General features: G+C 38.5%; 26 protein-coding genes. 16 read left to right on the top strand and 10 right to left on the bottom strand.

Going from position 1 to position 23,981, the window contains the following annotated elements:
* Positions 1–60 precede the first annotated feature (60 nt).
* Entirely contained in the window at positions 61–930 is an 870-nt protein-coding gene (locus LG402_RS01665; RefSeq protein WP_166540314.1) for a pirin family protein, read from the top strand.
* 110 nt (positions 931–1,040) lie between these two features.
* Here LG402_RS01665 and rraB read toward each other — a convergent pair whose 3' ends face one another.
* Positions 1,041–1,475: a ribonuclease E inhibitor RraB gene (gene rraB, locus LG402_RS01660; protein WP_109408523.1), complete on the bottom strand. Its 435-nt coding sequence runs from the start codon at positions 1,473–1,475 to the stop codon at positions 1,041–1,043.
* 184 nt (positions 1,476–1,659) lie between these two features.
* Between rraB and argF the strand changes: the two genes are divergently transcribed.
* From argF to LG402_RS01635, 5 genes are all read left to right on the top strand, one after another.
* Positions 1,660–2,664, top strand: a complete 1,005-nt coding sequence (argF, locus tag LG402_RS01655; protein ID WP_227336312.1) for an ornithine carbamoyltransferase — start codon at positions 1,660–1,662, stop codon at positions 2,662–2,664.
* A gap of 178 nt (positions 2,665–2,842) precedes the next feature.
* Positions 2,843–3,013 (top strand): hypothetical protein, encoded by a 171-nt coding sequence (locus LG402_RS01650; protein WP_166540238.1) that lies wholly within the window; start codon positions 2,843–2,845, stop codon positions 3,011–3,013.
* The gene (pyrB, locus tag LG402_RS01645; RefSeq protein WP_109408521.1) at positions 3,013–3,948 is read left to right on the top strand and encodes an aspartate carbamoyltransferase; all 936 of its coding nucleotides are present in this window, start codon (positions 3,013–3,015) and stop codon (positions 3,946–3,948) included. The genes LG402_RS01650 and pyrB overlap by 1 nt, the downstream gene beginning before the upstream one ends.
* A gap of 13 nt (positions 3,949–3,961) precedes the next feature.
* The gene (gene pyrI / locus LG402_RS01640) at positions 3,962–4,420 is read left to right on the top strand and encodes an aspartate carbamoyltransferase regulatory subunit (RefSeq protein WP_006535648.1); all 459 of its coding nucleotides are present in this window, start codon (positions 3,962–3,964) and stop codon (positions 4,418–4,420) included.
* Positions 4,421–4,641: 221 nt separating this feature from the next.
* On the top strand, positions 4,642–5,817 hold the full coding sequence (locus LG402_RS01635) for an MFS transporter (RefSeq protein ID WP_166540312.1): 1,176 nt from the start codon (positions 4,642–4,644) through the stop codon (positions 5,815–5,817).
* A 4-nt stretch (positions 5,818–5,821) separates the two neighbouring features.
* Here the strand turns inward: LG402_RS01635 and LG402_RS01630 are convergent, their stop codons facing one another.
* Entirely contained in the window at positions 5,822–6,733 is a 912-nt protein-coding gene (locus LG402_RS01630) for a LysR family transcriptional regulator (protein WP_227336311.1), read from the bottom strand.
* Positions 6,734–7,095: 362 nt separating this feature from the next.
* Here LG402_RS01630 and LG402_RS01625 point away from each other — a divergent pair, with 362 nt between their 5' ends.
* From LG402_RS01625 to LG402_RS01610, 4 genes are all read left to right on the top strand, one after another.
* Positions 7,096–7,482: a RidA family protein gene (locus tag LG402_RS01625; RefSeq protein WP_006535650.1), complete on the top strand. Its 387-nt coding sequence runs from the start codon at positions 7,096–7,098 to the stop codon at positions 7,480–7,482.
* A 343-nt stretch (positions 7,483–7,825) separates the two neighbouring features.
* The gene (gene nrdD, locus LG402_RS01620) at positions 7,826–9,964 is read left to right on the top strand and encodes an anaerobic ribonucleoside-triphosphate reductase (protein WP_227336310.1); all 2,139 of its coding nucleotides are present in this window, start codon (positions 7,826–7,828) and stop codon (positions 9,962–9,964) included.
* Between the two features lie 4 nt (positions 9,965–9,968).
* A complete protein-coding gene (gene nrdG, locus LG402_RS01615) occupies positions 9,969–10,433 on the top strand; it encodes an anaerobic ribonucleoside-triphosphate reductase-activating protein (protein WP_227336309.1) in 465 nt (154 codons plus the stop codon).
* A gap of 160 nt (positions 10,434–10,593) precedes the next feature.
* Positions 10,594–10,956 carry a hypothetical protein gene (locus LG402_RS01610; RefSeq protein ID WP_227336308.1) on the top strand — a complete coding sequence of 121 codons (363 nt, stop codon included), beginning with the start codon at positions 10,594–10,596 and terminating at the stop codon, positions 10,954–10,956.
* A gap of 24 nt (positions 10,957–10,980) precedes the next feature.
* Here LG402_RS01610 and LG402_RS01605 read toward each other — a convergent pair whose 3' ends face one another.
* Positions 10,981–11,421 carry a YhbP family protein gene (locus LG402_RS01605; RefSeq protein WP_227336307.1) on the bottom strand — a complete coding sequence of 147 codons (441 nt, stop codon included), beginning with the start codon at positions 11,419–11,421 and terminating at the stop codon, positions 10,981–10,983.
* 114 nt (positions 11,422–11,535) lie between these two features.
* Entirely contained in the window at positions 11,536–11,787 is a 252-nt protein-coding gene (locus tag LG402_RS01600; RefSeq protein WP_166540308.1) for a YdgH/BhsA/McbA-like domain containing protein, read from the bottom strand.
* A gap of 286 nt (positions 11,788–12,073) precedes the next feature.
* On the opposite strand from LG402_RS01600, the gene LG402_RS01595 reads away from it, so the two are divergent.
* Entirely contained in the window at positions 12,074–12,364 is a 291-nt protein-coding gene (locus tag LG402_RS01595; RefSeq protein WP_109408513.1) for a GIY-YIG nuclease family protein, read from the top strand.
* Between the two features lie 2 nt (positions 12,365–12,366).
* Here the strand turns inward: LG402_RS01595 and LG402_RS01590 are convergent, their stop codons facing one another.
* A complete protein-coding gene (locus tag LG402_RS01590) occupies positions 12,367–12,873 on the bottom strand; it encodes a GNAT family N-acetyltransferase (protein ID WP_227336306.1) in 507 nt (168 codons plus the stop codon).
* Positions 12,867–13,400, bottom strand: a complete 534-nt coding sequence (ubiT, locus tag LG402_RS01585) for a ubiquinone anaerobic biosynthesis accessory factor UbiT (protein ID WP_166540306.1) — start codon at positions 13,398–13,400, stop codon at positions 12,867–12,869. The genes LG402_RS01590 and ubiT overlap by 7 nt, the downstream gene beginning before the upstream one ends.
* A 216-nt stretch (positions 13,401–13,616) precedes the next feature.
* Between ubiT and ubiU the strand changes: the two genes are divergently transcribed.
* Together ubiU and LG402_RS01575 are read left to right on the top strand one after the other, a co-directional pair.
* Complete coding sequence (gene ubiU / locus LG402_RS01580) at positions 13,617–14,612, top strand: ubiquinone anaerobic biosynthesis protein UbiU (RefSeq protein ID WP_109408510.1); 996 nt, start codon at positions 13,617–13,619, stop codon at positions 14,610–14,612.
* A 13-nt stretch (positions 14,613–14,625) separates the two neighbouring features.
* A complete protein-coding gene (locus tag LG402_RS01575; protein ID WP_166540305.1) occupies positions 14,626–15,504 on the top strand; it encodes a U32 family peptidase in 879 nt (292 codons plus the stop codon).
* A gap of 182 nt (positions 15,505–15,686) precedes the next feature.
* On the opposite strand, the gene LG402_RS01570 is transcribed toward LG402_RS01575, so the two are convergent.
* Genes LG402_RS01570 through LG402_RS01560 form a run of 3 tightly spaced genes read right to left on the bottom strand, consistent with a single transcriptional unit; the run spans position 15,687 to position 18,976 of the window.
* The gene (locus LG402_RS01570; RefSeq protein WP_166540369.1) at positions 15,687–16,850 is read right to left on the bottom strand and encodes an ABC transporter permease; all 1,164 of its coding nucleotides are present in this window, start codon (positions 16,848–16,850) and stop codon (positions 15,687–15,689) included.
* Entirely contained in the window at positions 16,850–17,995 is a 1,146-nt protein-coding gene (locus LG402_RS01565) for an ABC transporter permease (protein ID WP_227336305.1), read from the bottom strand. Before LG402_RS01565 ends, LG402_RS01570 begins: the two co-directional genes overlap by 1 nt.
* 9 nt (positions 17,996–18,004) lie before the next feature.
* Entirely contained in the window at positions 18,005–18,976 is a 972-nt protein-coding gene (locus LG402_RS01560) for an HlyD family secretion protein (protein WP_166540303.1), read from the bottom strand.
* Between the two features lie 234 nt (positions 18,977–19,210).
* Between LG402_RS01560 and LG402_RS01555 the strand changes: the two genes are divergently transcribed.
* The 3 genes from LG402_RS01555 to LG402_RS01545 are packed head-to-tail and all read left to right on the top strand — an operon-like array spanning position 19,211 to position 21,831.
* Entirely contained in the window at positions 19,211–20,914 is a 1,704-nt protein-coding gene (locus LG402_RS01555) for a sensor histidine kinase (protein WP_109408506.1), read from the top strand.
* Positions 20,915–20,916: 2 nt separating this feature from the next.
* Positions 20,917–21,633, top strand: a complete 717-nt coding sequence (btsR, locus tag LG402_RS01550; protein ID WP_036939320.1) for a two-component system response regulator BtsR — start codon at positions 20,917–20,919, stop codon at positions 21,631–21,633.
* Positions 21,634–21,657: 24 nt separating this feature from the next.
* Complete coding sequence (locus LG402_RS01545) at positions 21,658–21,831, top strand: hypothetical protein (RefSeq protein WP_166540237.1); 174 nt, start codon at positions 21,658–21,660, stop codon at positions 21,829–21,831.
* A gap of 207 nt (positions 21,832–22,038) precedes the next feature.
* On the opposite strand, the gene LG402_RS01540 is transcribed toward LG402_RS01545, so the two are convergent.
* Positions 22,039–23,946, bottom strand: a complete 1,908-nt coding sequence (locus LG402_RS01540; protein WP_227336304.1) for a DEAD/DEAH family ATP-dependent RNA helicase — start codon at positions 23,944–23,946, stop codon at positions 22,039–22,041.
* Positions 23,947–23,981: the final 35 nt, after the last annotated feature.

The following is a 23,981-nucleotide window of genomic DNA, read 5'->3' as shown; positions in this document are numbered from 1 at the left end:
GTATTACCTCCTTCTGTGTCTTGGTTATTGCGGTTTCTTTCCTTAACTCGGAGAACAATCATGACTATCAGACAGATTAATCATATTTATTCGGCGCCAAATTCACACTGGGTAGGTAATGGCTTTCCAGTCAGCACCTTATTTTCCTATCAGGAAAATGGTGAGAAACATAGCCCGTTTCTGCTGATGGATTATGCCGAGCCAACACTGTTTAAACCTGTTACTAATGCCCGTGGTGTAGGAGTGCATCCTCATCGTGGATTTGAAACCGTAACAATCGCCTATCAAGGTGAAGTTTCTCATCATGACTCTAAAGGTCACGCAGGAACGATTACCGCAGGTGATGTGCAATGGATGACCGCTGCTTCTGGTATTTTGCATAAAGAGTATCACTCTGAAAAAATGACCAAAGAAGGCGGTGTATTGGAAATGGTGCAACTTTGGGTGAATCTGCCAACAGCGTACAAAATGACACAGCCTCGTTATCAGGCGCTGAAAGCAGAGGATATCCCTCATGTTGAATTACCGGATAACCAAGGTTATGTCAGAGTGATTGCCGGTAATTATGCCAACACACAAGGTGTGGCAATGACCTACTCGCCGCTGAATGTGTGGGATCTACGTTTAAATCGCGCAGGTGTTTCACATTACAGTATTCCTGAAGGTCATAATGCAATGCTGTTTGTGGTGAAAGGTGCTGTACATATCAATGACAGTGAAATTGCACGTCAGCACGATATGGTGATGTTAGATAATCATGGTGATACGCTCACATTAGAATCAATGGGTGACACCATTGTTTTAATTTTAACCGGTGAGCCAATTAATGAGCCGATTGTAGGACAAGGGCCTTTTGTGATGAACACGCAAGAAGAGTTACAACAAGCTTTTAATGATTATGACAATGGTAAATTTGGTGTGATGGATTAATCGCTCTCCCCTTAAAACCAATAACACCAGTCACAAAGCAATAATTTTGTGGCTGGTGCTATTATTTTGCACTGATAAATCAGGCACAAAGGGACAACATTTAGCAAAAATTAATGTAAGCGTGATGACTTATCAGACTCTTCATCTTCGTCGTCTTCGTCTTCACCGTCTTCATCATCATACTCAGCGTCAGGATCTTCAAAGTAAGTTCCCCAACCATCGTAATAAACACCCATTTTTTCAGCTAAATTCATTAACTGTTCAACTTGAGCATCAATAAGCTCAGCATTTAAACCACTTTCACTCACAGCATCAAAACAAACTAAAATTTCACCTGATTCGACTTCGATTTCTTCAGGTTCAGTCACTTCATAACCTAATTTAAATACTTCAACGGCTGCTTTTTCTAGTGTTTCGAAGTTTTCACAAGAAATATGGTGCTCAATGGCATACAGTGCATCAGGATCACTGCCATCTTCCAGTAATTCTTCAATAATAAGACGTGTTTCTTCACGTTGTTCTGCTAACTCTTTGCTGTCCGCCATAATCATGCTCCGCAATAGTCTGAAAAGGTATCTTGTTCATTCTCCCACAGGGCGAATCAACACTCCATACCTAATATGATGCGCTTATCGCAGACTGTCTAAATTAAAAGTTTTCCTTTAGGGGTTGATGATGAATATTTATTGATATAAATTGAATATAAATTCAATAACAGGATATCACTCTATGAACCCTTTTTATCAGAAATCATTCTTACGTTTACTGGATTTTTCACCTGCTGAAATTCAACAACTACTTACATTGTCAGCACAATTAAAAAAAGCCAAAAAATCAGGTCAAGAAACTCAGTATCTTACTGGAAAAAACATCGCACTGATTTTTGAAAAAGACTCAACACGTACTCGTTGTGCCTTTGAAGTTGCTGCATTTGATCAAGGTGCAAGAGTGACTTATCTAGGGGGCGGAAGCCAAATTGGACATAAAGAATCGATAAAAGATACTGCTCGTGTATTAGGCCGTATGTATGATGGAATTCAGTACCGAGGTTATGGGCAAAAGACGGTAGATGCACTTGCTCAATATTCAGGAGTACCTGTTTGGAATGGTTTAACCAATGAATTTCACCCAACTCAACTGTTAGCAGACTTACTGACCATCACAGAACATCAAACCAAGCCGTTATCGGAAACCGTATTTGCTTACCTTGGTGACGCTCGTAATAACATGGGAAATACTATGCTGGAAGCGGCTGCGTTAACAGGTATGGATTTACGTTTAGTTGCACCTAAAGCATGTTGGCCTGAAGCAAGTTTAGTTGCTCAATGCCAAGAGATTGCCAAGAAAAATGGCGGAAATATCACACTCACTGAAAATGTAGCTGAAGGTGTTAAAAATGCTGATTTTCTTTACACTGATGTGTGGGTTTCTATGGGCGAACCAAAAGAAGTTTGGAAAGAGCGTATTGCGTTACTGAAGCCTTATCAGGTCAATATGAACGTTGTGAAATTAACAGGAAACCCAGACGTCAAATTCCTTCACTGTTTACCCGCTTTTCATGATGAAGAAACCACAATGGGTAAAGCATTAGCTAAAGAGTTTAATCTATATGGTGGTTTTGAAGTCACTGATGAGGTGTTCGAATCAAAACACAGTATTGTATTTGATGAAGCAGAGAACCGTCTTCACACCATAAAAGCCGTGATGGTCGCAACCCTTGCCAATCCGTTCTGAAATACATAATCATGCAAAACACCTATTTTTTAATCGAGAAAAAATAGGTGTTTTCTTCGTTTTATCTCAAGCTTATTGATTTTTAAATCAAAAAAAAATTTTTAGAAAAAAACAAAAGCAAACGCTTGCGTGTAAATCTAAGATGCGTATAATGCGCCACAATTTGTCAGGAGGAAAGATGAAACAGCGCCTATTCCAATGTGTTAAAAAAAATCGCACCTTAACCGGTCGCAAGCGCATTCACTTTTTTCCAATAGCCCAATTTTTTAAAACCCCTCTTATGGAGGGGTTTTTTTTGGCCTATAAAAAACCATTCATCGCACAATTCATCGCTAAAGGAGAACTCTAATGACTAATCCGCTCTACCAAAAGCATATTATCTCCATCAATGATCTGGACAGGGAAGATTTGGAAGCTGTTCTTCGCGTTGCTGATAAATTAAAACAGCAACCTAATAACGAATTGTTGAAAGACAAAGTGATTGCGAGCTGCTTTTTTGAAGCATCAACACGTACTCGCTTATCATTTGAGACAGCTATCCACCGCCTAGGTGCATCAGTTGTCGGTTTTTCTGATGGAAGCAACACTTCACTGGGTAAAAAAGGTGAAACATTAGCGGATACCATTTCGGTTCTTCGCACTTATGCTGACGCCATTGTTATTCGCCATCCTCAAGAAGGTGCAGCACGTTTAGCCTCTGAGTTTGCTGGTGATATTCCTGTTCTAAATGCGGGTGATGGTGCAAATCAGCATCCAACACAGACTTTGCTGGATTTGTTTACCATCCAAGAAACACAAGGCCGCTTAGATAATCTCAATATCGCAATGGTCGGTGACTTAAAATATGGCAGAACAGTACATTCTCTGGCACAAGCATTAGCGAAATTTAAAGGTAATCATCTCTATTTTATCGCCCCTAAAGTGCTCGCGATGCCAGAGCATATTCTTCACTTGCTGGAAGAAAATGGTGTTGAATATAGCCAACATGAAACAGTCGATGAAGTGATGCCAGAGCTAGATATTCTCTACATGACACGCGTACAAAAAGAACGTTTAGATCCTTCTGAATATGCAAATGTGAAAGCACAGTTTGTTTTAACTAGCGCTGATTTAGTGAATGTGAAAGATAACCTTAAGATCTTACACCCACTGCCACGTATCGATGAAATCACGACAGATGTAGATAAAACACCTTACGCTTATTATTTCCAACAAGCTGGAAATGGTATCTACGCACGTCAGGCATTACTTGCCTTAGTTCTGAATAAAAACTTAGTTCTTTAATAAGGAGCACACCATGACACATGATCACAAACTAAAAGTTGAAGCTATCAAACGTGGGACTGTTATTGATCATATTCCAGCGCAGGTGGGCTTTAAAATTCTTTCACTGTTCCGTTTAACTGAAACGGATGAAAGAATAACCGTAGGTTTTAATTTACCTTCAGAAAATTTAGGTAAAAAAGACTTAATAAAAATCGAAAATGTCTTTTTAACCTCAGAGCAAGCAAACCGATTAGCGATGTATGCACCACAAGCAACCGTCAACATTATTGATGATTATCAAGTCGTTAATAAGATGGCATTAAGCTTGCCAGAATTGCTTGAAGATGTGGTGCCTTGTCCTAATAGCAACTGTATTAGCCATAACGAGCCAGTGCAAAGTAGTTTCCGTGTCAAAAAACTGGCCTCAGATGTTGTATTAACCTGCAAGTACTGTGAAAAAGAGTTCGAACGCCACGCGGTTATTCGTTAATTCTTTTAACTATCTGCTCGCAAGGGCAGATAGTTTTTTTATTATTAATACAATAAAATACCAATTTGTACTTATTGTAGATATTTTCTCTACTTAGAATCACCAAAGTAGACCTTCTGTTTTCCCTCATTTTTTGTCACCATAAAGTCAGGATATATCCGCTAAATCATTTACTTAATTACTTTGACAGAGACGAATTTTCGCCTTCTGCGGATAGACTTATGCAAACAAAAACTCGCTTATTACTCTTAACATTATCACTTGCTGTTTTTGGTGTGATCACAACCGAAGTTGCGGTGATTGGATTGCTACCACAACTTGTCGAACAGATGAATATCACTGCACCACAAGTGGGCTTTTTAGTCAGTATCTACGCTATTGTTGTCGCAATAACAGGTCCTACTATTACACTTTTATTTGGGCGATTTAATCGTAAAACGGTACTGTTAGTCATAATGGCTTTATTTATTATTTCCAATACTGTTTATGCATTAACACATCAATATCACGTTATTTTGCTATTTCGTATTTTGCCTGCATTTACCCATGCGCTATTTTTCGCAATAGCACTGATGGTAGCCGCAAATTCAGTACCAGTAGAAAAATCCACTCATGGCGTTGCTATTGTTTTTTCTGGTGTTGCGGTGGGAATGGTTTTAGGTATGCCACTTAGTGCTTTTATTGCTGAAACTTGGTCATTAAATATGGCATTTTGGTTTGGCGCTATCACCAGTGTTATCGCTTTTATTGGTATTGTGTTTTTTGTGCCTTCAATTAAAGTCACGGCACCTCTTAAGATTAGTGATCAACTAAAAGTATTAACAAAACCAACGGTTTGGTTAAGTATTGCTACTGTGACACTTATCTTTTCAGCCATGTTTGCTGGATTTAGCTATATTGCTGATTTTTTAGTGAATATCACTGGGTTTTCAAACAATATAACCAGTACATTACTGATTGTATTTGGTGTGAGTGGTTATTTTGGTAATTTTATTTTTAGTCACTATTTACAGCGAAATGTCGTTAAAACAACAATAACTTACCCAATCTTGTTCTGTTTTATCTACTTATTTATCTGGTTAAGCGGTTCTCAGGCGCTTGCTATGATCCCATTGATTATTTTTTGGGGGATACTACATACATCAGGATTAATTATTTCTCAAACATGGTTAATGAGAGATGCAAAAGCAGCCCCTGAATTTGCAAATAGTCTTTATATCGCCTTTTCTAATTTAGGGATAACCGTAGGTTCGATGGTAGGGGCTTGGGTAATTCAACATTTTGAATTACAAATGATAATTTGGGTAGGTATACTTTTTTCACTGCTTGCATTGAGTACTATTTGGTTACGAGTACGATTGCAATCACCAAATGGTAAAATAGTTTATCAGCAATAACTCTCTACTCATCAAACCCACCTTCTTTTGCCACCTGAAGCAATGCATCTGCTATATAACGTGTTTTAGGTGGCACTTTTTGCCCTTTATGCCACATCATATTGATAGGAGATTGATACCCTTCTGTTTTTATCAATATACGCTGTAATTGCCCTCCTTTAAGCAGATCCCCAATCATCCATAACGGAAGTTGAGCAATACCATAGCCATGGCTCACCGCGTCAAGCATTGCATCACCATCAGCAAGTTCATAAAAAGGAGTTGGAATATACTGGCGGAAGGTATCAGCTTCTTTTAGCATCCAATAAAAAGGGGCTTCTTGGCGAAATCCAACAATACAACGATGGTCTGATAACGCTTCAATTTCTTTAGGAATGCCATGTTTTTGCAGATAAATCGGAGAAGCACAGAGAACCAGTTTTTGTGTTGTCAGTTGTCGAGCAACAACATTGCTACTATCAGGCAAATGTCCGATACGAACGACTAAATCCACGCTCTCCTCATGCATATCAATATAGCGCTCACTAAATGAAATGCTCATCTTAAGCTGGGGCTGCTTATCCATTAATGTCATTAAAACAGGCATAATACATTTACGACCAAAAGCAGACGGTAAATCCAGACGGATTTTTCCTGTTAATACCGATTGGTTTTCTTGGACTTGATTATTTGCTTGTTCAAGGATAGAAAGTGCAATTTCGCACTGCTGTAAGTAATACTCACCTTCAGAGGTCAACGTTAAACGTCGTGTCGTTCTTAATAGTAGGTTAATACCTAAATGTTCTTCTAACCGAGTCACGCTTTTTCCAACGGCTGATTTGGTTACTCCTAAACGAGATGCAGCTTCAGTAAAGCTACCTGTTTGAGCTGTTGCAACAAAAGCGGTGATGCTTGAAAGTGAATTGAATTGTGTCATAAGTGCCCGCTGTGATTATTTTTAATCGTACATCAGTAATTCACAGATAAAAAGATCATAAAAAAGCACGATATCTTTCTATTATAGAATAATTACCCCTTAAAATCATAAAGAGGAGATTTGTAAAAAATAGAATTTATACATAAACCTCTTTTTGTGAAAAAAAGTTCTCTAATAATCGGATATATACTGATAAAAGCAGGCGTTAATAAAGGGTAATTGCATGAGTTTATTTTCTTTTTATACTCACAGACTTTATGATAAAGCCTGATATCTGTCATATTGCTAACTTACAGCGCTGGCTATAATAGCGCCGTGCTAATCAAGCGTTAGCCTTAATCTTATAAAAACAGGAGTTCTACATGTCTTACGAAATTAATACCGATAAAGCCCCTGCAGCAATTGGCCCTTATGTACAAGGCGTTGATTTAGGTAATTTAGTGATCACTTCAGGCCAATTACCTGTTGATCCAGCTACAGGTGAATTTGTTTCTGATAATGCCGCAGAACAAGCTCGTCAATCTTTAGAAAACGTAAAAGCAATTATTGAAAAAGCGGGTTTAACTGTTGCTAATATCATCAAAACCACTGTTTTCGTAAAAGATTTAAATGATTTTGGTACCATTAATGCCGCTTATGAAGCTTTCTTTAAAGAGCATAATGCAGCATTCCCAGCTCGTTCTTGTGTTGAAGTTGCTCGTTTACCAAAAGATGCAAAAGTAGAAATCGAAGTTATTGCTATCCGTTAATTTCATTTCAAAAATAGGTCATAAAAAAGCAAAGGTCTCTTTATGAGCACTTTGCTTTTTTTATGCTCTCATTTTTTGATAATAATTTATCACTTCTGTTTTTGGCACATATTTACAATTCAGCTAACCCCTCTTGATGCCTGATGTAGCAAAAATACCTTGATTTAGATCAGTTTTAATGAAGATTATTTCCCTTTCAATTACTATATATTGTGCTTTAATACATACCGACATACAACATATAGTAATTATACACATCTTATCCACAATAAGCCTGAATGCTGTGCCATCACCTGTTTTTATGGGATTTGAGCCTGTGGATAAATAGTTAAGGAGCAAGATTGTGAAAACCATAGTGATAAAACGAGACGGATGTAAAGTCTCTTTTGACCAAACCCGCATCAGCGATGCTATCAAAAGAGCCGCCGTAGCTTGTGAGATCACTGATGATGATTATTGCGATTCTATCGCGCAATCCGTTTCACAATCTCTCGCAGGACGTTCGAATGTCGATATCCGTGAGATCCAAGACGCCGTAGAAAATCAGCTGATGGCTGGTGAGCATAAAGATGTCGCCAGAGCCTACATTGAATACCGTCATGACCGAGATGTTGCCCGTGAGCAACGTGGAAGATTAACTCAGGAAATCCGAGGTCTTATCGAACAAAGTGATGTCTCTATTCTTCATGAAAATGCGAATAAAGACAGTAAAGTTATCCCTACCCAACGTGATTTACTTGCGGGTATTGTGGCTAAACATTACGCAAAATTGCATATCCTGCCAAGAGATGTGGTACTCGCTCATGAGCGTGGTGAAATTCATTATCATGATCTCGATTATTCACCGTTTTTTCCTATGTTTAACTGTATGCTAATTGACCTTAAAGGCATGTTAAACAATGGTTTTAAAATGGGAAATGCAGAAATAGAACCACCTAAATCTATTTCAACAGCAACAGCAGTAACTGCACAAATTATCGCACAAGTAGCAAGCCATATTTATGGTGGTACAACGATAAATCGTATCGATGAAGTATTAGCGCCGTTTGTAAAATCAAGTTATGACAAACACTATAAAGTAGCGCAAGAGTGGCAGATTGCTGATAAAGAAGCCTATGCCAATGCGCGCACTGAAAAAGAGTGTTACGACGCATTCCAATCTTTAGAGTATGAAGTTAATACACTACATACTGCTAATGGACAAACCCCATTTGTCACTTTTGGTTTTGGCCTTGGTACGTCAAAAGAAGCGCGTTTAATTCAACGATCTATTCTTGAAAATCGCATGGCTGGTTTAGGCAAAAACCGTAAAACGGCTGTTTTCCCTAAACTCGTTTTTGCCATTAAAGATGGCTTAAACCATAAGTTCGGTGATCCTAATTACGATATCAAACAGCTTGCGCTTGAATGTGCAAGTAAACGCATGTATCCCGATATTTTAAATTACGATCAAGTCGTTAAAGTAACAGGTTCATTTAAAACGCCAATGGGTTGTCGTAGCTTCTTAGGTGTTTACGAAGAAAATGGTGAGATGATCCATGAAGGTCGTAATAACCTCGGTGTTATCAGCCTAAACTTACCGCGTATTGCAATTGAAGCTCAAGGTGATGAAGCGACATTCTGGTCACTGCTCGATGATCGCCTCGAATTAGCGAAAAAAGCACTGATGACTCGTATTGCTCGTTTAGAAAACGTCAAAGCGCGTGTTGCCCCAATCCTTTATATGGAAGGTGCTTGTGGTGTTCGCTTAAAAGCAGATGATAATGTAGCCGAAATCTTTAAAAATGGCAGAGCATCAATCTCATTAGGCTATATCGGTGTTCATGAAACCATTAATGCGTTGTTTGGTACTGAAAAACACGTTTTTGATGATGAAACCTTAAGAGAAAAAGCCGTCGCAATTATCAATCGTCTGCGTGAAGCAACAGACCAGTGGAAAGCAGAAACAGGTTATGGCTTTAGCCTTTACAGCACACCAAGTGAAAACTTATGTGATCGCTTCTGTCGTTTAGATGCAGCTGAGTTCGGTATTTTGCCGGGTGTAACGGATAAAGGTTATTACACCAATAGCTTCCACTTAGATGTTGAGAAAAAAGTAAATCCATACGACAAACTAGATTTTGAAGCACCTTATCCTCCATTAGCCAATGGTGGTTTCATTTGCTATGGCGAATATCCAAACTTACAACATAACCTTAAAGCATTAGAAGATGTGTGGGATTACAGCTATACCCGCGTTCCTTATTACGGAACAAACACTCCGATTGATGAATGTTATGACTGTGGTTATACCGGTGAATTCTCTTGCACTAGCAAAGGTTTTACTTGCCCACGTTGTGGTAATCACAACCCAGCGAGAGTTTCTGTTATTCGCCGTGTATGTGGATATTTAGGTAGCCCAGATTCACGTCCATTTAATGCGGGTAAACAAGAAGAAGTTAAACGTCGAGTGAAACATCTGGCAAATGGTCAGTTAGGTTAAGAAAGTGAATTACCATCAATATTACCCTGTTGATGTTGTCAATGGCCCTGGTACTCGTTGCACCCTGTTTGTTGCAGGGTGCATACACCAATGCCGAGGCTGTTATAACAAATCAACGTGGTCGTTAACGTCTGGCAAGCCGTTTACCCAAGAGATGGAAGATCAGATTATTGCGGATCTTCAAGATAGCCGAATCAACCGACAAGGATTATCGCTTTCGGGGGGTGATCCTTTACATCCACAAAATTTATCTACAATTTTGCATTTGGTAAAACGAGTCAAAGCCGAATGCCCTGAAAAAGATATTTGGGTTTGGACAGGCTATTTGCTAGCAGATTTGACACCAGAGCAACAAGAAGTTGTTAGCTATATAAACGTGCTAATTGATGGAAAGTTTGTACAAGAACTTTATGATCCCGCATTACTGTGGCGTGGTAGTAGTAATCAGGTTATTCATAAGTTGAATTAATATCTAGAAGCTCATTTATAATGAGCTTTTTTTCTTTCACCATTCTCATTTAATCACCTCCGTTATCAAATGCGAATCATTTTCAAAAATGATAGTCAAAGTGATTAGTTTTGTTTTATTATTAACGCTCTTCACTATTCTTTTTATGATGATATTTGATATGAAAATAGCACTTTTCCCTTTTTTTTCAATAGTTTTACTTTCTGGTTGTAGCAGCACTTGGGAACCTAAAGGTGCATCAGATTACACATTACAAGAAGCTAAAATGCTTTGTGAACTTGATGCGAATACTCGCTACCCTATTCGCAAAGAAGTGCTACAACGTACTGTTTATCGTGATGTACAAAAAACATGTCGTAAAGATGATAAAGATCACTGTGGGGATAAAAAAACCTACACAGAACGTGTACCAATGACAGAAAGTTATGTTGAAGACATTAATCAAGAAGACAGAAAAACCTTCTACACCTCTTGTATGTCTTTAAAAGGATGGGAACAAAAAAGTCATTATTTTTGGGAATAATAAGAAGTTAAGAAAATAAGAAGCTTAATTACGTAGCCAATAAAGCTTAGTCCCGAACCCCAATTGATTATTCACCATCTTAATTTCTTGCAATTGTAATTCCCATAAAGGTACATGGATGGCGGCTAATGCGACAGGAAAACGTAAGCAATAATGTTTTCTTGCATTGAAGTCATCCTTACCTGCTAGCAAAGAAACAGCCCCAGTAAATTGGATGCCTTGTAAATTGGATACTACAATTTCTTGTGTGCTAATACTCCCTGCAACTAATAAATTTTCCTGCATCATCTGAGCATGACGAGTCTTCTTTTCTGAAAGAAAAACAAGCCTCATCTGACTTTCATCGAACCAATAAAAACAATTAGCACACCAAACATCACCCAACGAACATGTTGTACATAAGGTAAACACATGGTTATCACGTACATATTGTTTAATTATTTTGATCGAGTCTAATGAAGACATAATATACCTGCATAGAAACAAAAAGAGACGCTGTTTAGATGATAATTATATCATCAAAACGAGCGTCTTACCGCGTGTCTCTTATTACAGATTATTTATCAAAAATAGTCAAAATTAACGATAAATTTCAGCATTTACAGTGAGGTAATCTTCACCAGTTGCGCCAACAACTTTAAAGCCTTTTGCCCCTTCATCTTTTGCGATTTGAGCAATTTTAGCGGTTAAGCCATCTAAAGTATCACTGCCTGTGATTGTGATATACTCACCATTAACAGAAGGGCTTTTTGATACGCTATCAGATGCGATTGAACCGAATGAAATAGCACTTAAAGCTAATATTGCAGCGATTAATGTAGATTTTTTCATAATAAACTCCAATTTAATTCTAATTTTGTTAGGTATCGCGGAGTGTGTCTCTGTGATGTGGATCATATTATGCGCTTTAGTTTAACTTTAAAATTAGCAATAATTGCTGTTCACTTTCAAAAAAATTGAATGTCATTTTTTAAATAATAAATTTTATTGTCACAAATATTTCACAACATATTGATATACTTAATAGATTTATTTTTGACATACCTTAAATTACTCACTTAAAAAACTAAGAAATATTATTTATCAAAAGAAAAAGTAGCACGAAAAGGAAAAAATGATGGCTGACACAATGTGGTCACTCTATATTGTTAGAAATCGTCTTGGTTCTCTTTATACAGGGATCACGACAAATGTTGAGAGGCGTTTTCAACAACATCAGAATGGAACTGGTGCTAAGGCACTGAAAGGTAAAGGCCCTCTATTATTAGAGTTTCATTGTCAGGTTGGCGATAGACAGCGTGCTTCTCAACTTGAATACCAATTAAAACAATTGAAAAAGACGCAAAAAGAAAAGCTGATCACAGACCAGCCTTCAGACATTGCACTGTATTTAATACAGGACAAATAAATTTAGCTAAATTGGTCAAACAATGGCGAATAGTTGACTAAACCATGGATATCATCAACATTGCCATTTTCTAACGCATAAAGCTGAAAAGCCTCTTCTGTATCAGGCCATTTGCAATGCAAACCTTGAGATTTAGCAGGAATAAAACCCGATACTAGATAGTATTTGGGATCTCCCAATACTACGACTGCACCATACCCAAATTCATTTAGGCTATCCAGCCCTTCATTAATCAGTTGGCGTCCAATACCTTGGTTTTGGAACTCTGGTGCAACAGCAAGTGGCGCAAGACCAACCCACTGACAATCTATTCCATCAACATCAACTGGTGTAAAACCGATATAGCCAACTAATTGGCCTTCATCGCTAATAGCCACCATACCTAATGTTAATAGACCTTCTTCACGTAAATGTCCGACTAAATCAGCTTCAGAGCTTGTCGGAAACACTTGGCGTAAAAGGCTATCAATAGCAGGAATATCAACAGGAATTTCAACACGTATTAGCATGAAGTTGAGCTCAGTTCATGGCTGTGCATTTTGTCTTCAGTTTCTTCTTGAAGTCCACTTTTTACAAACTCAGCCAGTTGTAATAAACCAAAACGCAACACAGATGGCATTGAGTCTAATTCAATTGCATCCATCAGGTTCTTAACATATAACCCGAGTTCTGTATCACCCTCAATTTGTAGACGGCGTTGGAAAAATAAGGTGTCAGGATCTTCTTTGCGAGCAGCAATTAAAATAAGATCATTAGCATTACCACTAAAGCTGACATCTTCTTTTTCTAAGCGACTAACCACTAATTTATCATCACAAACACTGATAAACCACTGTAAATGTAAGTCTCTTATCTCAACTTTTAGCCATTTATCTTCTAAAAAGTGTAGATCACCTTCCGCAAGGGATTCACGAAACTGCCAACTTAAAAACTGTTCTAAAATATCGCGTTGCAAAGCAAATGGGGTAACTTGTAAAGGGTAGCGTAAAAAACGAGGCCCTTCTTTTACCAAATGGGCACGAATTTTGTTAAACACGTTCGGACTCCTATAAATAAATTTAGGGGCTATTGTGCCAGAAATGAACAGATATTCTGCGATCCTATATCAATATTCTGTTAATCCATTGTTCGCTTTTTGAGTTCTTTGATTTTACTTAAGTAAAAAACAAACTTCTCTGCCTTAAATCAAAACCTTTTTTTATCTTACTCATTACAATTTCTGATCATTCTTAATTTCTAAAGGGAAGTGAAGATGGAATTGCTGTGCCCTGCGGGTAATTTACCTGCCTTAAAAGCAGCCATAGATAATGGTGCGGACGCCGTTTATATCGGCTTAAAAGATGATACGAATGCAAGACATTTTGCAGGTTTGAATTTCACAGAAAAGAAGTTACAAGAAGCGGTTAATTATGTTCACCGCCACCAGCGAAAATTGCATATTGCAATAAACACCTTTGCTCACCCTGATGGGTTTGAACGCTGGCAAAAAGCGGTTGATATGGCAGCATCTTTAGGTGCTGATGCGCTGATTTTGGCAGATATCGCCATGTTAGAGTACGCCGCAGAGCGTTATCCTAATATTGAGCGCCATGTTTCAGTGCAAGCCTCTGCAACCAATACACAAGCGATTGAATTTTATCAGCGTAACTTCGATGTGGCTCGTATCGTTCTTCCTCGAGTTCTATCTATTCATCAAGTAAAACAGTTAGCACAAACTAGCCCAGTACCTTTAGAAGTTTTTGCCTTTGGTAGCTTATGCATTATGGCTGAAGGTCGATGCTATCTTTCTTCCTACTTAACCGGTGAATCACCCAATACCGTAGGTGCTTGCTCTCCTGCACGTTTTGTACGTTGGCAACAAACACCACAAGGAATGGAATCTCGCCTTAATGATGTCCTGATAGATCGCTATGCGCCTGATGAAAATGCGGGCTACCCAACACTGTGTAAGGGGCGCTATTTTGTTGATGACCATTGTTATCATGCATTAGAAGAGCCAACTAGCTTAAATACCCTTTCCCTATTACCTGAATTAATGGCAATGAATATTGCCTCTGTCAAAATTGAAGGTCGCCAGCGTAGCCCTGCTTATGTCACTGAAGTTGCAAGAGTTTGGAGAACGGCAATTGATCAATGTAAAAAAGATCCCCAAGGCTTTAGCACTGATCCTCGCTGGATGAATGCATTAGGTAAAATTTCAGAAGGAACACAAACAACATTGGGTGCTTATCACCGTAAATGGCAATAATAAGGATAAGAAAATGAAATATGCATTAGGCTCTGTACTTTATTATTGGCAAAAAGGAGCACTCGAAGCGTTCTATGAAAAAACAAAACAATGTGATGCTGATATTATCTATTTAGGCGAAACAGTTTGCAGTAAACGCCGAGAAACTAAACCTCAAGATTGGATTAATCTTGCCAAAGAAGTTGCTAAAAGTGGTAAACAAGTGGTTCTTTCTACCTTAGCATTATTACAAGCACCTTCTGAATTAAAAGAAATTACTAAGCTGGTTGATAACGGTGAATTTCTAGTTGAAGCGCATGATTTTGGCGTCATCAATATGCTTTATGAGCGTAATCTTCCTTTTATTGCGGGTCACGGACTAAATTGCTACAACGCTTATGCGCTACGTTTATTGCATAAACAAGGAATGATACGTTGGTGTATGCCTGTAGAACTTTCTCGCGAATGGCTAAGTAACCTTCTAAACCAATGTGAAACATTGGGTATTCGGAATAAATTTGAAGTCGAAGTTTTGGCTTACGGGCATCTTCCTTTAGCTTATTCAGCGCGTTGTTTTACTGCCCGTTCTGAAAATCGCTCTAAAGATGATTGTGAAACTTGTTGCCAAAAATACCCTCAAGGCCGTGAAGTATTATCTCAAGAAAATCAGCAAGTATTTGTGCTCAATGGTATTCAAACACAAAGTGGCTATTGTTATAACTTGGGTAACGATCAAGCATCAATGGCAGGTTTAGTGGATATTATCCGTTTATCTCCTGAATCTGACGCTATTTTTGATACCTTGCAACAATTTCGCCAAAATGAACAAGGCCAACAACCACTGACGACAGTTCATCATCATGACTGTAATGGCTATTGGCGTAAGTTAGCTGGATTGGCGTTGGTAGAGTAAGAATTCAATGATAAATCCACTTCATATCTATTTTGTGAAATGGATAAAAGGAATTTATTACCCGTTACACTATTGAAGTTAGTAGAGAGTTCACCTCTTCTAAAATGAAGATATTTAATTGCTTATAACAACTTCTCTTTTGTTGATAATTTAGCAATAAATAAAAAGCCCTTAAGGGCTTTTTATTTTGACTCACCACGATGATGTAACCAATGTTTAAATTGGTGCGTAATATGTCTTAACTCACCATTACGTAACATACCCACCAGTACACCTAATACAGTATAAATCACACCTAAAACCAACATCATCACGATATCACCCAATATACTTTGGAATGACAATCCCATTTGATTTATGCCTGCCATAGCGTTTACAGCCCATGTAGAAGGTAATGCTGATGAAATGGCAAATACCCAATCAGGCATTGCTTGTAGTGGCCAGATCGTGCCAGAAATATAGAACACAGGTGTTGTTACAAATGCTAGTGTCAGATAAATCATCTCAACACTACGCAAGCATTCTGTAATTAATTTACCTAACCCTAAAACTGCTAATAAGAATGGAAATGTCAGCATCCAGACTTGATAAAGTGGAGCCTCTTGGCGATAGCCTAATACCCAAGGCCATAATGCAAAGAATACAGCCGACAAAAATAACCAAATCGGAATAAGTGCAGATAATGCCCCTAAATAAACAGCTAGCGGTGGTTTTCCTTTCGGTGTACTTCTTACTGCAATACTGACACGGACACAAGCAATTAAGAGCGAGTGCTGTAACAACATCACTAATAACCCAGGAAAAATAATCGCTGCGAAACTTACACCAGGGTTATACATCGCAATGGTTTCACCTTGAATGGGCTTTAACAGGATTTTCGATTGCTCACCACTAAAGCCGGCATTTTGTAAAATACGATCATTGTAAGAATCTAATAACTGTTGATAAGCCAACATCAATTCCTGCTGGATTTGTCCACTGGCAAGACGGTTTGTGGCATCACCAAAGACCGGAACAGTGACATCTTTACCATTGAGTAATTTCTTCTCAAAATCAGTTGGCACAATAATGATGGCAAAAAGCTCTCGCATAATCATATCGTGGCGCGCTTCATCTAAATTATCGTAGTTCTTAATGCTTAATTTGGGTGTCGAGTTTAATGCACGAATAAGTGAATAACTTGCAGGACTGTGATCTTGATTGATAACAGCGACAGGTAGATCCCATAAAACAGGTTTGGCATAAACCAAACTCATCACACACAGAGAAACAATTAACAACATCCACATAGGTTTTTCTAACATGCCCAGTAGAACGCGTTTAAAAGTTTGGAAATACATCTGCATCATGCAACACCTACCTGTAATTCCAATCGTTTAAAAATACGTTTACGAACTAAGAAGGCGATAGCAAAAGGATAAATCAGTAAGAGTGAACAAACATACAAAATACCTTGTAGTGATACTTCTCTTAAGAAGATATCAAACATCGCATTTAAAGCGTGTGTTAACGGTTCTAGATTCGAGATAATTTGTGCAGGTAATATCATTGAAAGTTCAGGTACAGCCATTCCTGAAAATGCCAATGCAATACTCACCAACATCCCTATCATACTGTACGCAGTGATCGCACTATTGGTAAACGCAAAAAGCAGTAATCCCACACTTTGAGCCGCAATAATATAAAAGAATCCGACCAACACCATATATAGCGGATTACCATTTACCTTTGCCCCAGAAAAATGCACTAATGCTGCTAATTCAACAATTAATAAGGTCAAGAAAAACAGTGTGTAAGGTGTGAGCTTACCAATAAGTGCAAATGTGAAGGGCTTAATGTTCAATAGCATATTACCGCGTGACAACGAATAAATCGTACAGGTCACAACAAATAATTGAAGCATATGGATGGTAGCTGCAAATTGCTGATAATAAATATAACTACCACTGGCATTAAACAAACTGTCATAAGAGAGCGTTACTTTTGCTAATGGTGGAACAGGTTTATTCATTTCTTGTGCCAATACCGTACGATATTGCGCATTAAGCTCTGCAATTAATCCACTAAAGTCCTGTATTGCGTAGCTCCCAGCAGCATAATATAACCCGTTGTAATACATACGTGTGGTGGGTTGCTTTCCAGCTAATACGTTGCTTTCAAAATGGCGGGATATTGTGAGTATTGCGTAATCTTTTGCGCTACCGAGTCGTTCCATTGCTGTACGAGGATTGCCATCTAATGTATTTAATTGTGCATGGGAACCTGCATTTAAGTCTCTGATCAGTGTTCTCGATAATGGGCTATTATCATTATTGATCACTGAGACGGGTAAATTCAGCAATGTACCTTCAGAAAAGTTAGCACTAATTAACGTGAATAACATCAATGGGAACAGCCAGCTTAGCCAGTGAAAAACGGGGCTACGAACTGCCATATGAGTTTCTCGTGAAAATGCGCTACTAAAGCCACGCCAAGCTGCTTTTACTCTCATTATTCGCCCTTATTTATCCCAGCGCCATAACGCACTCATACCAGGACGTAGTCCCTCAATCGGTGTCACAGGATACAGTCGAATTTCAAACGTTTTTAAATCGAAATCACCCGTTGCTCTTGTCGCTCTTTTTGTTGCGTAATCACCCATCGGAGCGATATAACGAATTTCCGCTTCGACTTCTTTGTTGCCCAGTGCAGGAACCATGATAGTAATGCGATCACCTTTACGAATATCCGCTAAAATATCTTCACGCAGGTTATAAACAAAATAAGCGTCAGGAATACGAATCAGTGTCGCAAGTGGGCTATTAGCATTAAAAAGCTCACCTATTTCTGCCGGAATTGGCCCAACTTCACCATCAACGGGTGCTTTCACTTGTAAATCGTCTTGTTGGATCTTCAGCTCGATAAGTTGTTGTTCTGCTTGTTGTACCGCAGCCATGTATTTATGACGTAATTCAATGCGATCGCCATTTTTAGCTTCATCTAATTCTGCTTGGGCAGCTCTTACTCGTTGTGATGCAACATCACGGCTACGGCGTGCATTATCCAGTTCAGTTGCTGAGACATAACCTTGATTAGCCACAGCGCTAATACGCTGATAATCTCGTGTCGCATTACTGGCTTCTACTTTGGCTTGAGATAACACCGCTTCTAAATTACGAATGCTCTCTTCTCTTGTGCCATGTAGTGACAAATCTAATTGAGCTTGTGCTTGTGCTTTGGCAGCTTCGAGTGCCGCAACTTGTGCGTTAAGTTCGGGGCTTTCTAATGTGATCATTAATTGCCCGGCTTTGACATCATCACCTCGCTCTATATGGCGCTCAATTACACGACCTTTAGCTTTTGAGGCAACAATCACTTCTGGTGCATCGACTTCCCCTTGCAGTAATAAATATTGATTATGCGCGCGGAAAAGTACGGCTAATGCAATTAGTATTAGCATTAATAAAATAAGATAAATGGCTCTTTTTTTCATATAACGATTAGACCTTAATAGTGAAGTAGAACACTCACTGACAGAGTTATATTACACAATAACTCAGAATTTCTTTAAGAATTTTGTGCGCCAGATCACTGACGCAAAGGAATATTTTCTTTGAAAGCGCGATTAAGTTACTCTTATATCAAACTTTATCGCCTAATTAATAGCCCCGTTTTATCTGAACTTTTTATATTAATCAGATAAAAAAGAGAACGGTACTCAACACCTATGTATGAATTTGATCTTATTTTGCTGTTATTACAGCAAATGTGCGTTTATTTAATTATTGCTTGGTTTTTAAGCAAAACACCACTATTTACGCCACTTTTACAGGTCACGATAAAACTCCCTCATAAGTTGATGTGCTATGTCATTTTCTCTATTTTTTGCATTATGGGCACCTATTTTGGGTTACATATTAATGACTCTATTGCTAACACGCGCGCGATTGGATCTGTCTTAGGAGGATTACTCGGCGGCCCATATGTCGGCTTTCTTGTTGGCTTTACCGGGGGATTACATCGTTATTCTCTCGGAGGCATGACCGCACTAAGTTGTATGGTTTCAACTATCGCAGAGGGATTAATTGGTGGATTAGTTCACCGCTATTATGTCAAACGTGGCCAAATGCATCGGATATTTAATCCATGGACTGCGGCTGCAGTAACCTTCTTTGCCGAAATAATACAGATGAGTATTATTTTATTATTAGCACGACCGTTTAATGAAGCTCTTGCCTTAGTTAAGGATATTGCAGCGCCTATGATTGTTGCAAACACTATTGGTGCAGCAATGTTTATTAGAATATTACAAGATAGACGGGCAATATTTGAAAAATACACCAGCGCTTTCTCAGCACAAGCATTAAAAATTGCCGTTTGTACCGAAGGTATTTTGCGTAAAGGATTTAATCAAGACAATAGCACTCGAGTTGCAAAAGTTATTTATCAAGAATTAAGAGTCAGTGCTGTTGCTATTACTGACAGAGAAAAACTACTCGCCTTTATTGGTATTGGCGCCGATCACCATTTACCTGGTACGCCTATTTCATCAGAACAATCGAAACAGGCAATTAATAATAATGAAGTTGTTTATGCTGACGGTAATGAAACGCCGTACCGTTGCACACTTTCTCCTCATTGTAAGCTAGGATCAACCTTAGTTATTCCGCTAAGAGGTGAAAATAATCAAGTCATTGGGACAATAAAACTTTATGAAGCTAAAAATCGCCTGTTTAGTTCAATTAACCGTACTTTAGGAGAAGGTATAGCCAGTTTATTATCTGCACAAATTCTGGCAGGGCAATATGAGCGAAATAAGCAATCACTTTTAGAATCAGAGATTAAACTTCTACATGCACAAGTAAATCCACATTTTCTTTTTAATGCGTTAAATACACTACAAGCCGTTATTCGCCGTGATAGTGAACAAGCAAAACAATTAGTCCAATTTCTTTCAGCGTTCTTTCGTAAGAATTTAAAAAGACCTGAAGCAGTTGTGACATTAAGTGATGAAATTGAACATGTAAATGCTTATCTGCAAATTGAAAAAGCCCGTTTCCAAGATCGTTTACAAATTGATATTCATATTCCAGAAACGTTAACCAATGCTCGTTTACCTGCTTTTTCGCTTCAGCCGATGGTCGAAAATGCAATTAAACATGGAACATCACAGTTATTAGACACTGGAAAGATTACAATTAGGGCGCACCAAGAGCACCATCTGATCATTATTGAAATCTGTGATAATGCGGGGCTTTATCGACCTCAATCTCCTTCCCATGAATTAGGATTAGGCATGAGGCTGGTGGATAAGCGATTAAAATTACGCTATGGCGAGCTTTATGGTGTTTTAGTCGAATGCCAAGCTGATGAATATACAAAGGTGAAAATTTGCTTACCTCTAGAAAAAAGCATGGATAACGTTACATAACAATGAATATATTAATCGTTGATGATGAGCCACTGGCTCGTGAGAATTTACGTTGTTTACTTGAAGTTGAAAAGGATATTCATATTGTTGGTGAATGCAGTAATGCTATTGAAGCCATAGGTGAAATACATCGTAAAAAACCTGATGTTGTTTTCCTTGATATTCAAATGCCTCGCATTACTGGACTTGAAATGGTCACAATGCTTGATCCTGAACATCGCCCTTATATTGTTTTTTTAACTGCATTTGAAGAATATGCGATCCAAGCCTTTGAAGAACATGCTTTTGATTATTTACTCAAACCTTTAGAGCAAGAGCGTCTCACAAAAACATTAAACCGTTTACGCCAAGGTAATAAGCAAAATATTGATTTATTAACTCCTCCAGAAGAACGCTTAAAATGCATTCCATGTACTGGGCATAGCCGTATTTGGTTAATGCCAATTGATGAAGCCATATTTGCTACATCAAGACTTAGTGGTGTTTATGTCACTAATAATCAAGGCCAAGAAGGTTTTACTGAATTAACACTACGTACATTAGAAACACGCACACAATTAGTTCGTTGCCATCGCCAATATTTAGTGAATATGGATTATGTTAATGAGATTATTTTTGGTGATAATGGGCAAGCTGAACTGATCTTACACAATAACAGCCAAATTCCTGTTAGCCGTCGATATCTAAAACCGTTAAAAGAAGCAATTGGCTTAAGCTAATTATTTATATAAGGAAAAAATAGGATGGAACCTATTTATATTAAAGTTTATAAAAACCGTATTGAAATTCGTGATATTCACACCCAAAAAGATGCGTCTGTAGAGCGTGATTTCTCTCATAGTCGAATGTTAATTGGGGATTTCTATCCTGCTATTGAAGCCATTCATCAAGTGCTCTGCCATCAATATAAAAATTAAAGTCAGCACAAGTATCATTATTTTGTTGGATACAACGTAATTCTAGCCAATTACTTTTCATAAATATGTCTATTTTTTATATTGATAAAAATTCGATGTAATAAATTTTATATCATTTAAATAAGCATAAAAAAACCAGCCAATGTTCATTGACTGGTTTCGATTTTTTATCATCAGCTCAATTAACATTGAGTTGATTATAGGCTCTTATTGATTATGAGAGCTGCTACGACGACGTGGAGTACCTTCGTTGTTACGACTACGGAAGTTACCGCGTTCGCCACCACGATCATTACTACGTTCGCCACCACGATCGTTACTACGTTCGCCACCACGGTCGTTATTACCACGACGTTGTGGTTGATCACCATTGTTAAAACGACGACCACCTTGTGGTTGACCATCACGGCGGCTGTTATTACGACGTTCACGGAAAGGTTGAGATTGAGCATCTCCCACTAATTGCATATTCAGTGGTTTGTTCATGATACGTGTACGTGTAAAGTGACCTAATAAGTCAGTTGGCATACCTTTTGGTAACTCGATAGTTGAGTGAGAACCATACAGTTTGATATTACCAATGTAACGGCTGCTGATATCGCCTTCGTTAGCAATTGCGCCCACGATATGACGAACTTCAACACCATCATCACGACCTACTTCAATACGGTATAAATCCATTTCACCAGCATCACGACGTTCACGGCGAGGAGCACGTTCACGATCGTTATCACCGCGACGACGATCATCACGATCGTTAAATTCACGACGAGGGCGACGAACTGGATCTGGTGGCAGGATAAGCGCACGCTCACCTTGAGCCATTTTCAGTAATACCGCAGCCAGTGTTTCCATATCTAACGCTTCTTCACCTTGTGGCGCTAATTTAGGTAACAGAGCGCGATATTGGTCAAGGTTGCTTGTTTCTAATTGCTGAGCGATTTGCTGTGCAAATTTTTCCTGACGACGTTGGCTGATAAGTTCTGCATTTGGCAGTTCTACTTCAGGAATAGTCATCTTCATTGTACGTTCGATATTACGCAGTAAACGGCGTTCACGATTATCAACGAATAAAATTGCGCGACCAGCACGGCCAGCACGGCCAGTACGACCAATACGGTGAACATAAGATTCTGAATCCATTGGGATATCATAGTTCACAACAAGGCTGATACGGTCAACATCAAGACCACGAGCTGCAACATCAGTCGCGATTAAAATGTCTAAACGACCATTTTTCAAACGCTCTAATGTTTGCTCACGCAGTGATTGGTTCATGTCACCATTTAATGCTGCACTGTTATAACCATTACGTTCTAATGCTTCTGCAACTTCTAATGTTGCATTTTTAGTACGCACGAAAATAATCGCCGCATCAAAATCTTCCGCTTCTAAGAAACGAATTAATGCTTCATTTTTACGCGCACCAAATGTCATCCAGTAACTTTGGCTGATGTCTGGGCGAGTTGTTACGCTGCTTTGAATGCGAACTTCTTTAGGATCATTCATGAAGCGACGTGTAATACGACGAATAGCTTCTGGCATTGTTGCAGAGAACAGCGCAGTTTGGTGTTCAGCTGGGATCTTACTTAAGATATTTTCAACATCTTCAATAAAGCCCATACGTAACATTTCATCAGCTTCATCTAAAACTAAGCCTTTCAGTTTAGATAAATCTAATGTGCCACGGTTTAAATGGTCTAATAAACGACCAGGTGTGCCTACAACCACTTGTGGCCCTTGGCGTAATGCACGTAATTGAACGTCATAACGCTGACCACCATACAGTGCAACTACATTTACTTTTGGTAAATGCTTAGAGAAATCTTCGATGGCTTCAGCAACCTGAACAGCAAGTTCGCGAGTTGGTGCTAAAACTAAAATTTGTGGTGCTTTTAATGATTCATCAAGATTGTGTAATAACGGCAGGCTAAATGCAGCGGTTTTACCACTACCAGTCTGTGCCATACCTAAAACATCATTGCCGTTTAAAAGGAAAGGAATACATTGTTGCTGAATTGGAGAAGGCTTCTCGTAGCCTAAGTCATTCAGTGCAGTCAAAATAGGTGCTGATAAACCTAGATCAGCAAAAGTCATATCGGTTTCAGTAGTCATGTCACTGTGCCTCATTCATTATGGCAGCCAGTTGA

It is taken from the genome of Proteus sp. NMG38-2 (assembly GCF_020640995.1).
In the GTDB taxonomy this organism is placed as follows: Bacteria; Pseudomonadota; Gammaproteobacteria; order Enterobacterales; family Enterobacteriaceae; genus Proteus.
This window is presented reverse-complemented; position numbering and strand designations above follow the sequence as displayed.

Bases quoted from the DNA above. Each gene is read 5' to 3' on its own strand.
- LG402_RS01595 (WP_109408513.1), top strand. From the start codon at position 12,074: ATGGCTGACACAATGTGGTCACTCTATATTGTTAGAAATCGTCTTGGT.
- ubiU (WP_109408510.1), top strand. From the start codon at position 13,617: ATGGAATTGCTGTGCCCTGCGGGTAATTTACCTGCCTTAAAAGCAGCC.
- LG402_RS01570 (WP_166540369.1), bottom strand. From the start codon at position 16,850: ATGCAGATGTATTTCCAAACTTTTAAACGCGTTCTACTGGGCATGTTA.
- rraB (WP_109408523.1), bottom strand. From the start codon at position 1,475: ATGGCGGACAGCAAAGAGTTAGCAGAACAACGTGAAGAAACACGTCTT.
- pyrI (WP_006535648.1), top strand. From the start codon at position 3,962: ATGACACATGATCACAAACTAAAAGTTGAAGCTATCAAACGTGGGACT.
- LG402_RS01565 (WP_227336305.1), bottom strand. From the start codon at position 17,995: ATGAGAGTAAAAGCAGCTTGGCGTGGCTTTAGTAGCGCATTTTCACGA.
- LG402_RS01665 (WP_166540314.1), top strand. From the start codon at position 61: ATGACTATCAGACAGATTAATCATATTTATTCGGCGCCAAATTCACAC.
- LG402_RS01650 (WP_166540238.1), top strand. From the start codon at position 2,843: ATGAAACAGCGCCTATTCCAATGTGTTAAAAAAAATCGCACCTTAACC.
- LG402_RS01545 (WP_166540237.1), top strand. From the start codon at position 21,658: ATGGAACCTATTTATATTAAAGTTTATAAAAACCGTATTGAAATTCGT.
- LG402_RS01575 (WP_166540305.1), top strand. From the start codon at position 14,626: ATGAAATATGCATTAGGCTCTGTACTTTATTATTGGCAAAAAGGAGCA.
- LG402_RS01630 (WP_227336311.1), bottom strand. From the start codon at position 6,733: ATGACACAATTCAATTCACTTTCAAGCATCACCGCTTTTGTTGCAACA.
- LG402_RS01555 (WP_109408506.1), top strand. From the start codon at position 19,211: ATGTATGAATTTGATCTTATTTTGCTGTTATTACAGCAAATGTGCGTT.
- LG402_RS01560 (WP_166540303.1), bottom strand. From the start codon at position 18,976: ATGAAAAAAAGAGCCATTTATCTTATTTTATTAATGCTAATACTAATT.
- LG402_RS01635 (WP_166540312.1), top strand. From the start codon at position 4,642: ATGCAAACAAAAACTCGCTTATTACTCTTAACATTATCACTTGCTGTT.
- btsR (WP_036939320.1), top strand. From the start codon at position 20,917: ATGAATATATTAATCGTTGATGATGAGCCACTGGCTCGTGAGAATTTA.
- LG402_RS01590 (WP_227336306.1), bottom strand. From the start codon at position 12,873: ATGCTAATACGTGTTGAAATTCCTGTTGATATTCCTGCTATTGATAGC.
- argF (WP_227336312.1), top strand. From the start codon at position 1,660: ATGAACCCTTTTTATCAGAAATCATTCTTACGTTTACTGGATTTTTCA.
- LG402_RS01610 (WP_227336308.1), top strand. From the start codon at position 10,594: ATGAAAATAGCACTTTTCCCTTTTTTTTCAATAGTTTTACTTTCTGGT.
- LG402_RS01625 (WP_006535650.1), top strand. From the start codon at position 7,096: ATGTCTTACGAAATTAATACCGATAAAGCCCCTGCAGCAATTGGCCCT.
- LG402_RS01600 (WP_166540308.1), bottom strand. From the start codon at position 11,787: ATGAAAAAATCTACATTAATCGCTGCAATATTAGCTTTAAGTGCTATT.
- pyrB (WP_109408521.1), top strand. From the start codon at position 3,013: ATGACTAATCCGCTCTACCAAAAGCATATTATCTCCATCAATGATCTG.
- LG402_RS01605 (WP_227336307.1), bottom strand. From the start codon at position 11,421: ATGTCTTCATTAGACTCGATCAAAATAATTAAACAATATGTACGTGAT.
- LG402_RS01540 (WP_227336304.1), bottom strand. From the start codon at position 23,946: ATGACTACTGAAACCGATATGACTTTTGCTGATCTAGGTTTATCAGCA.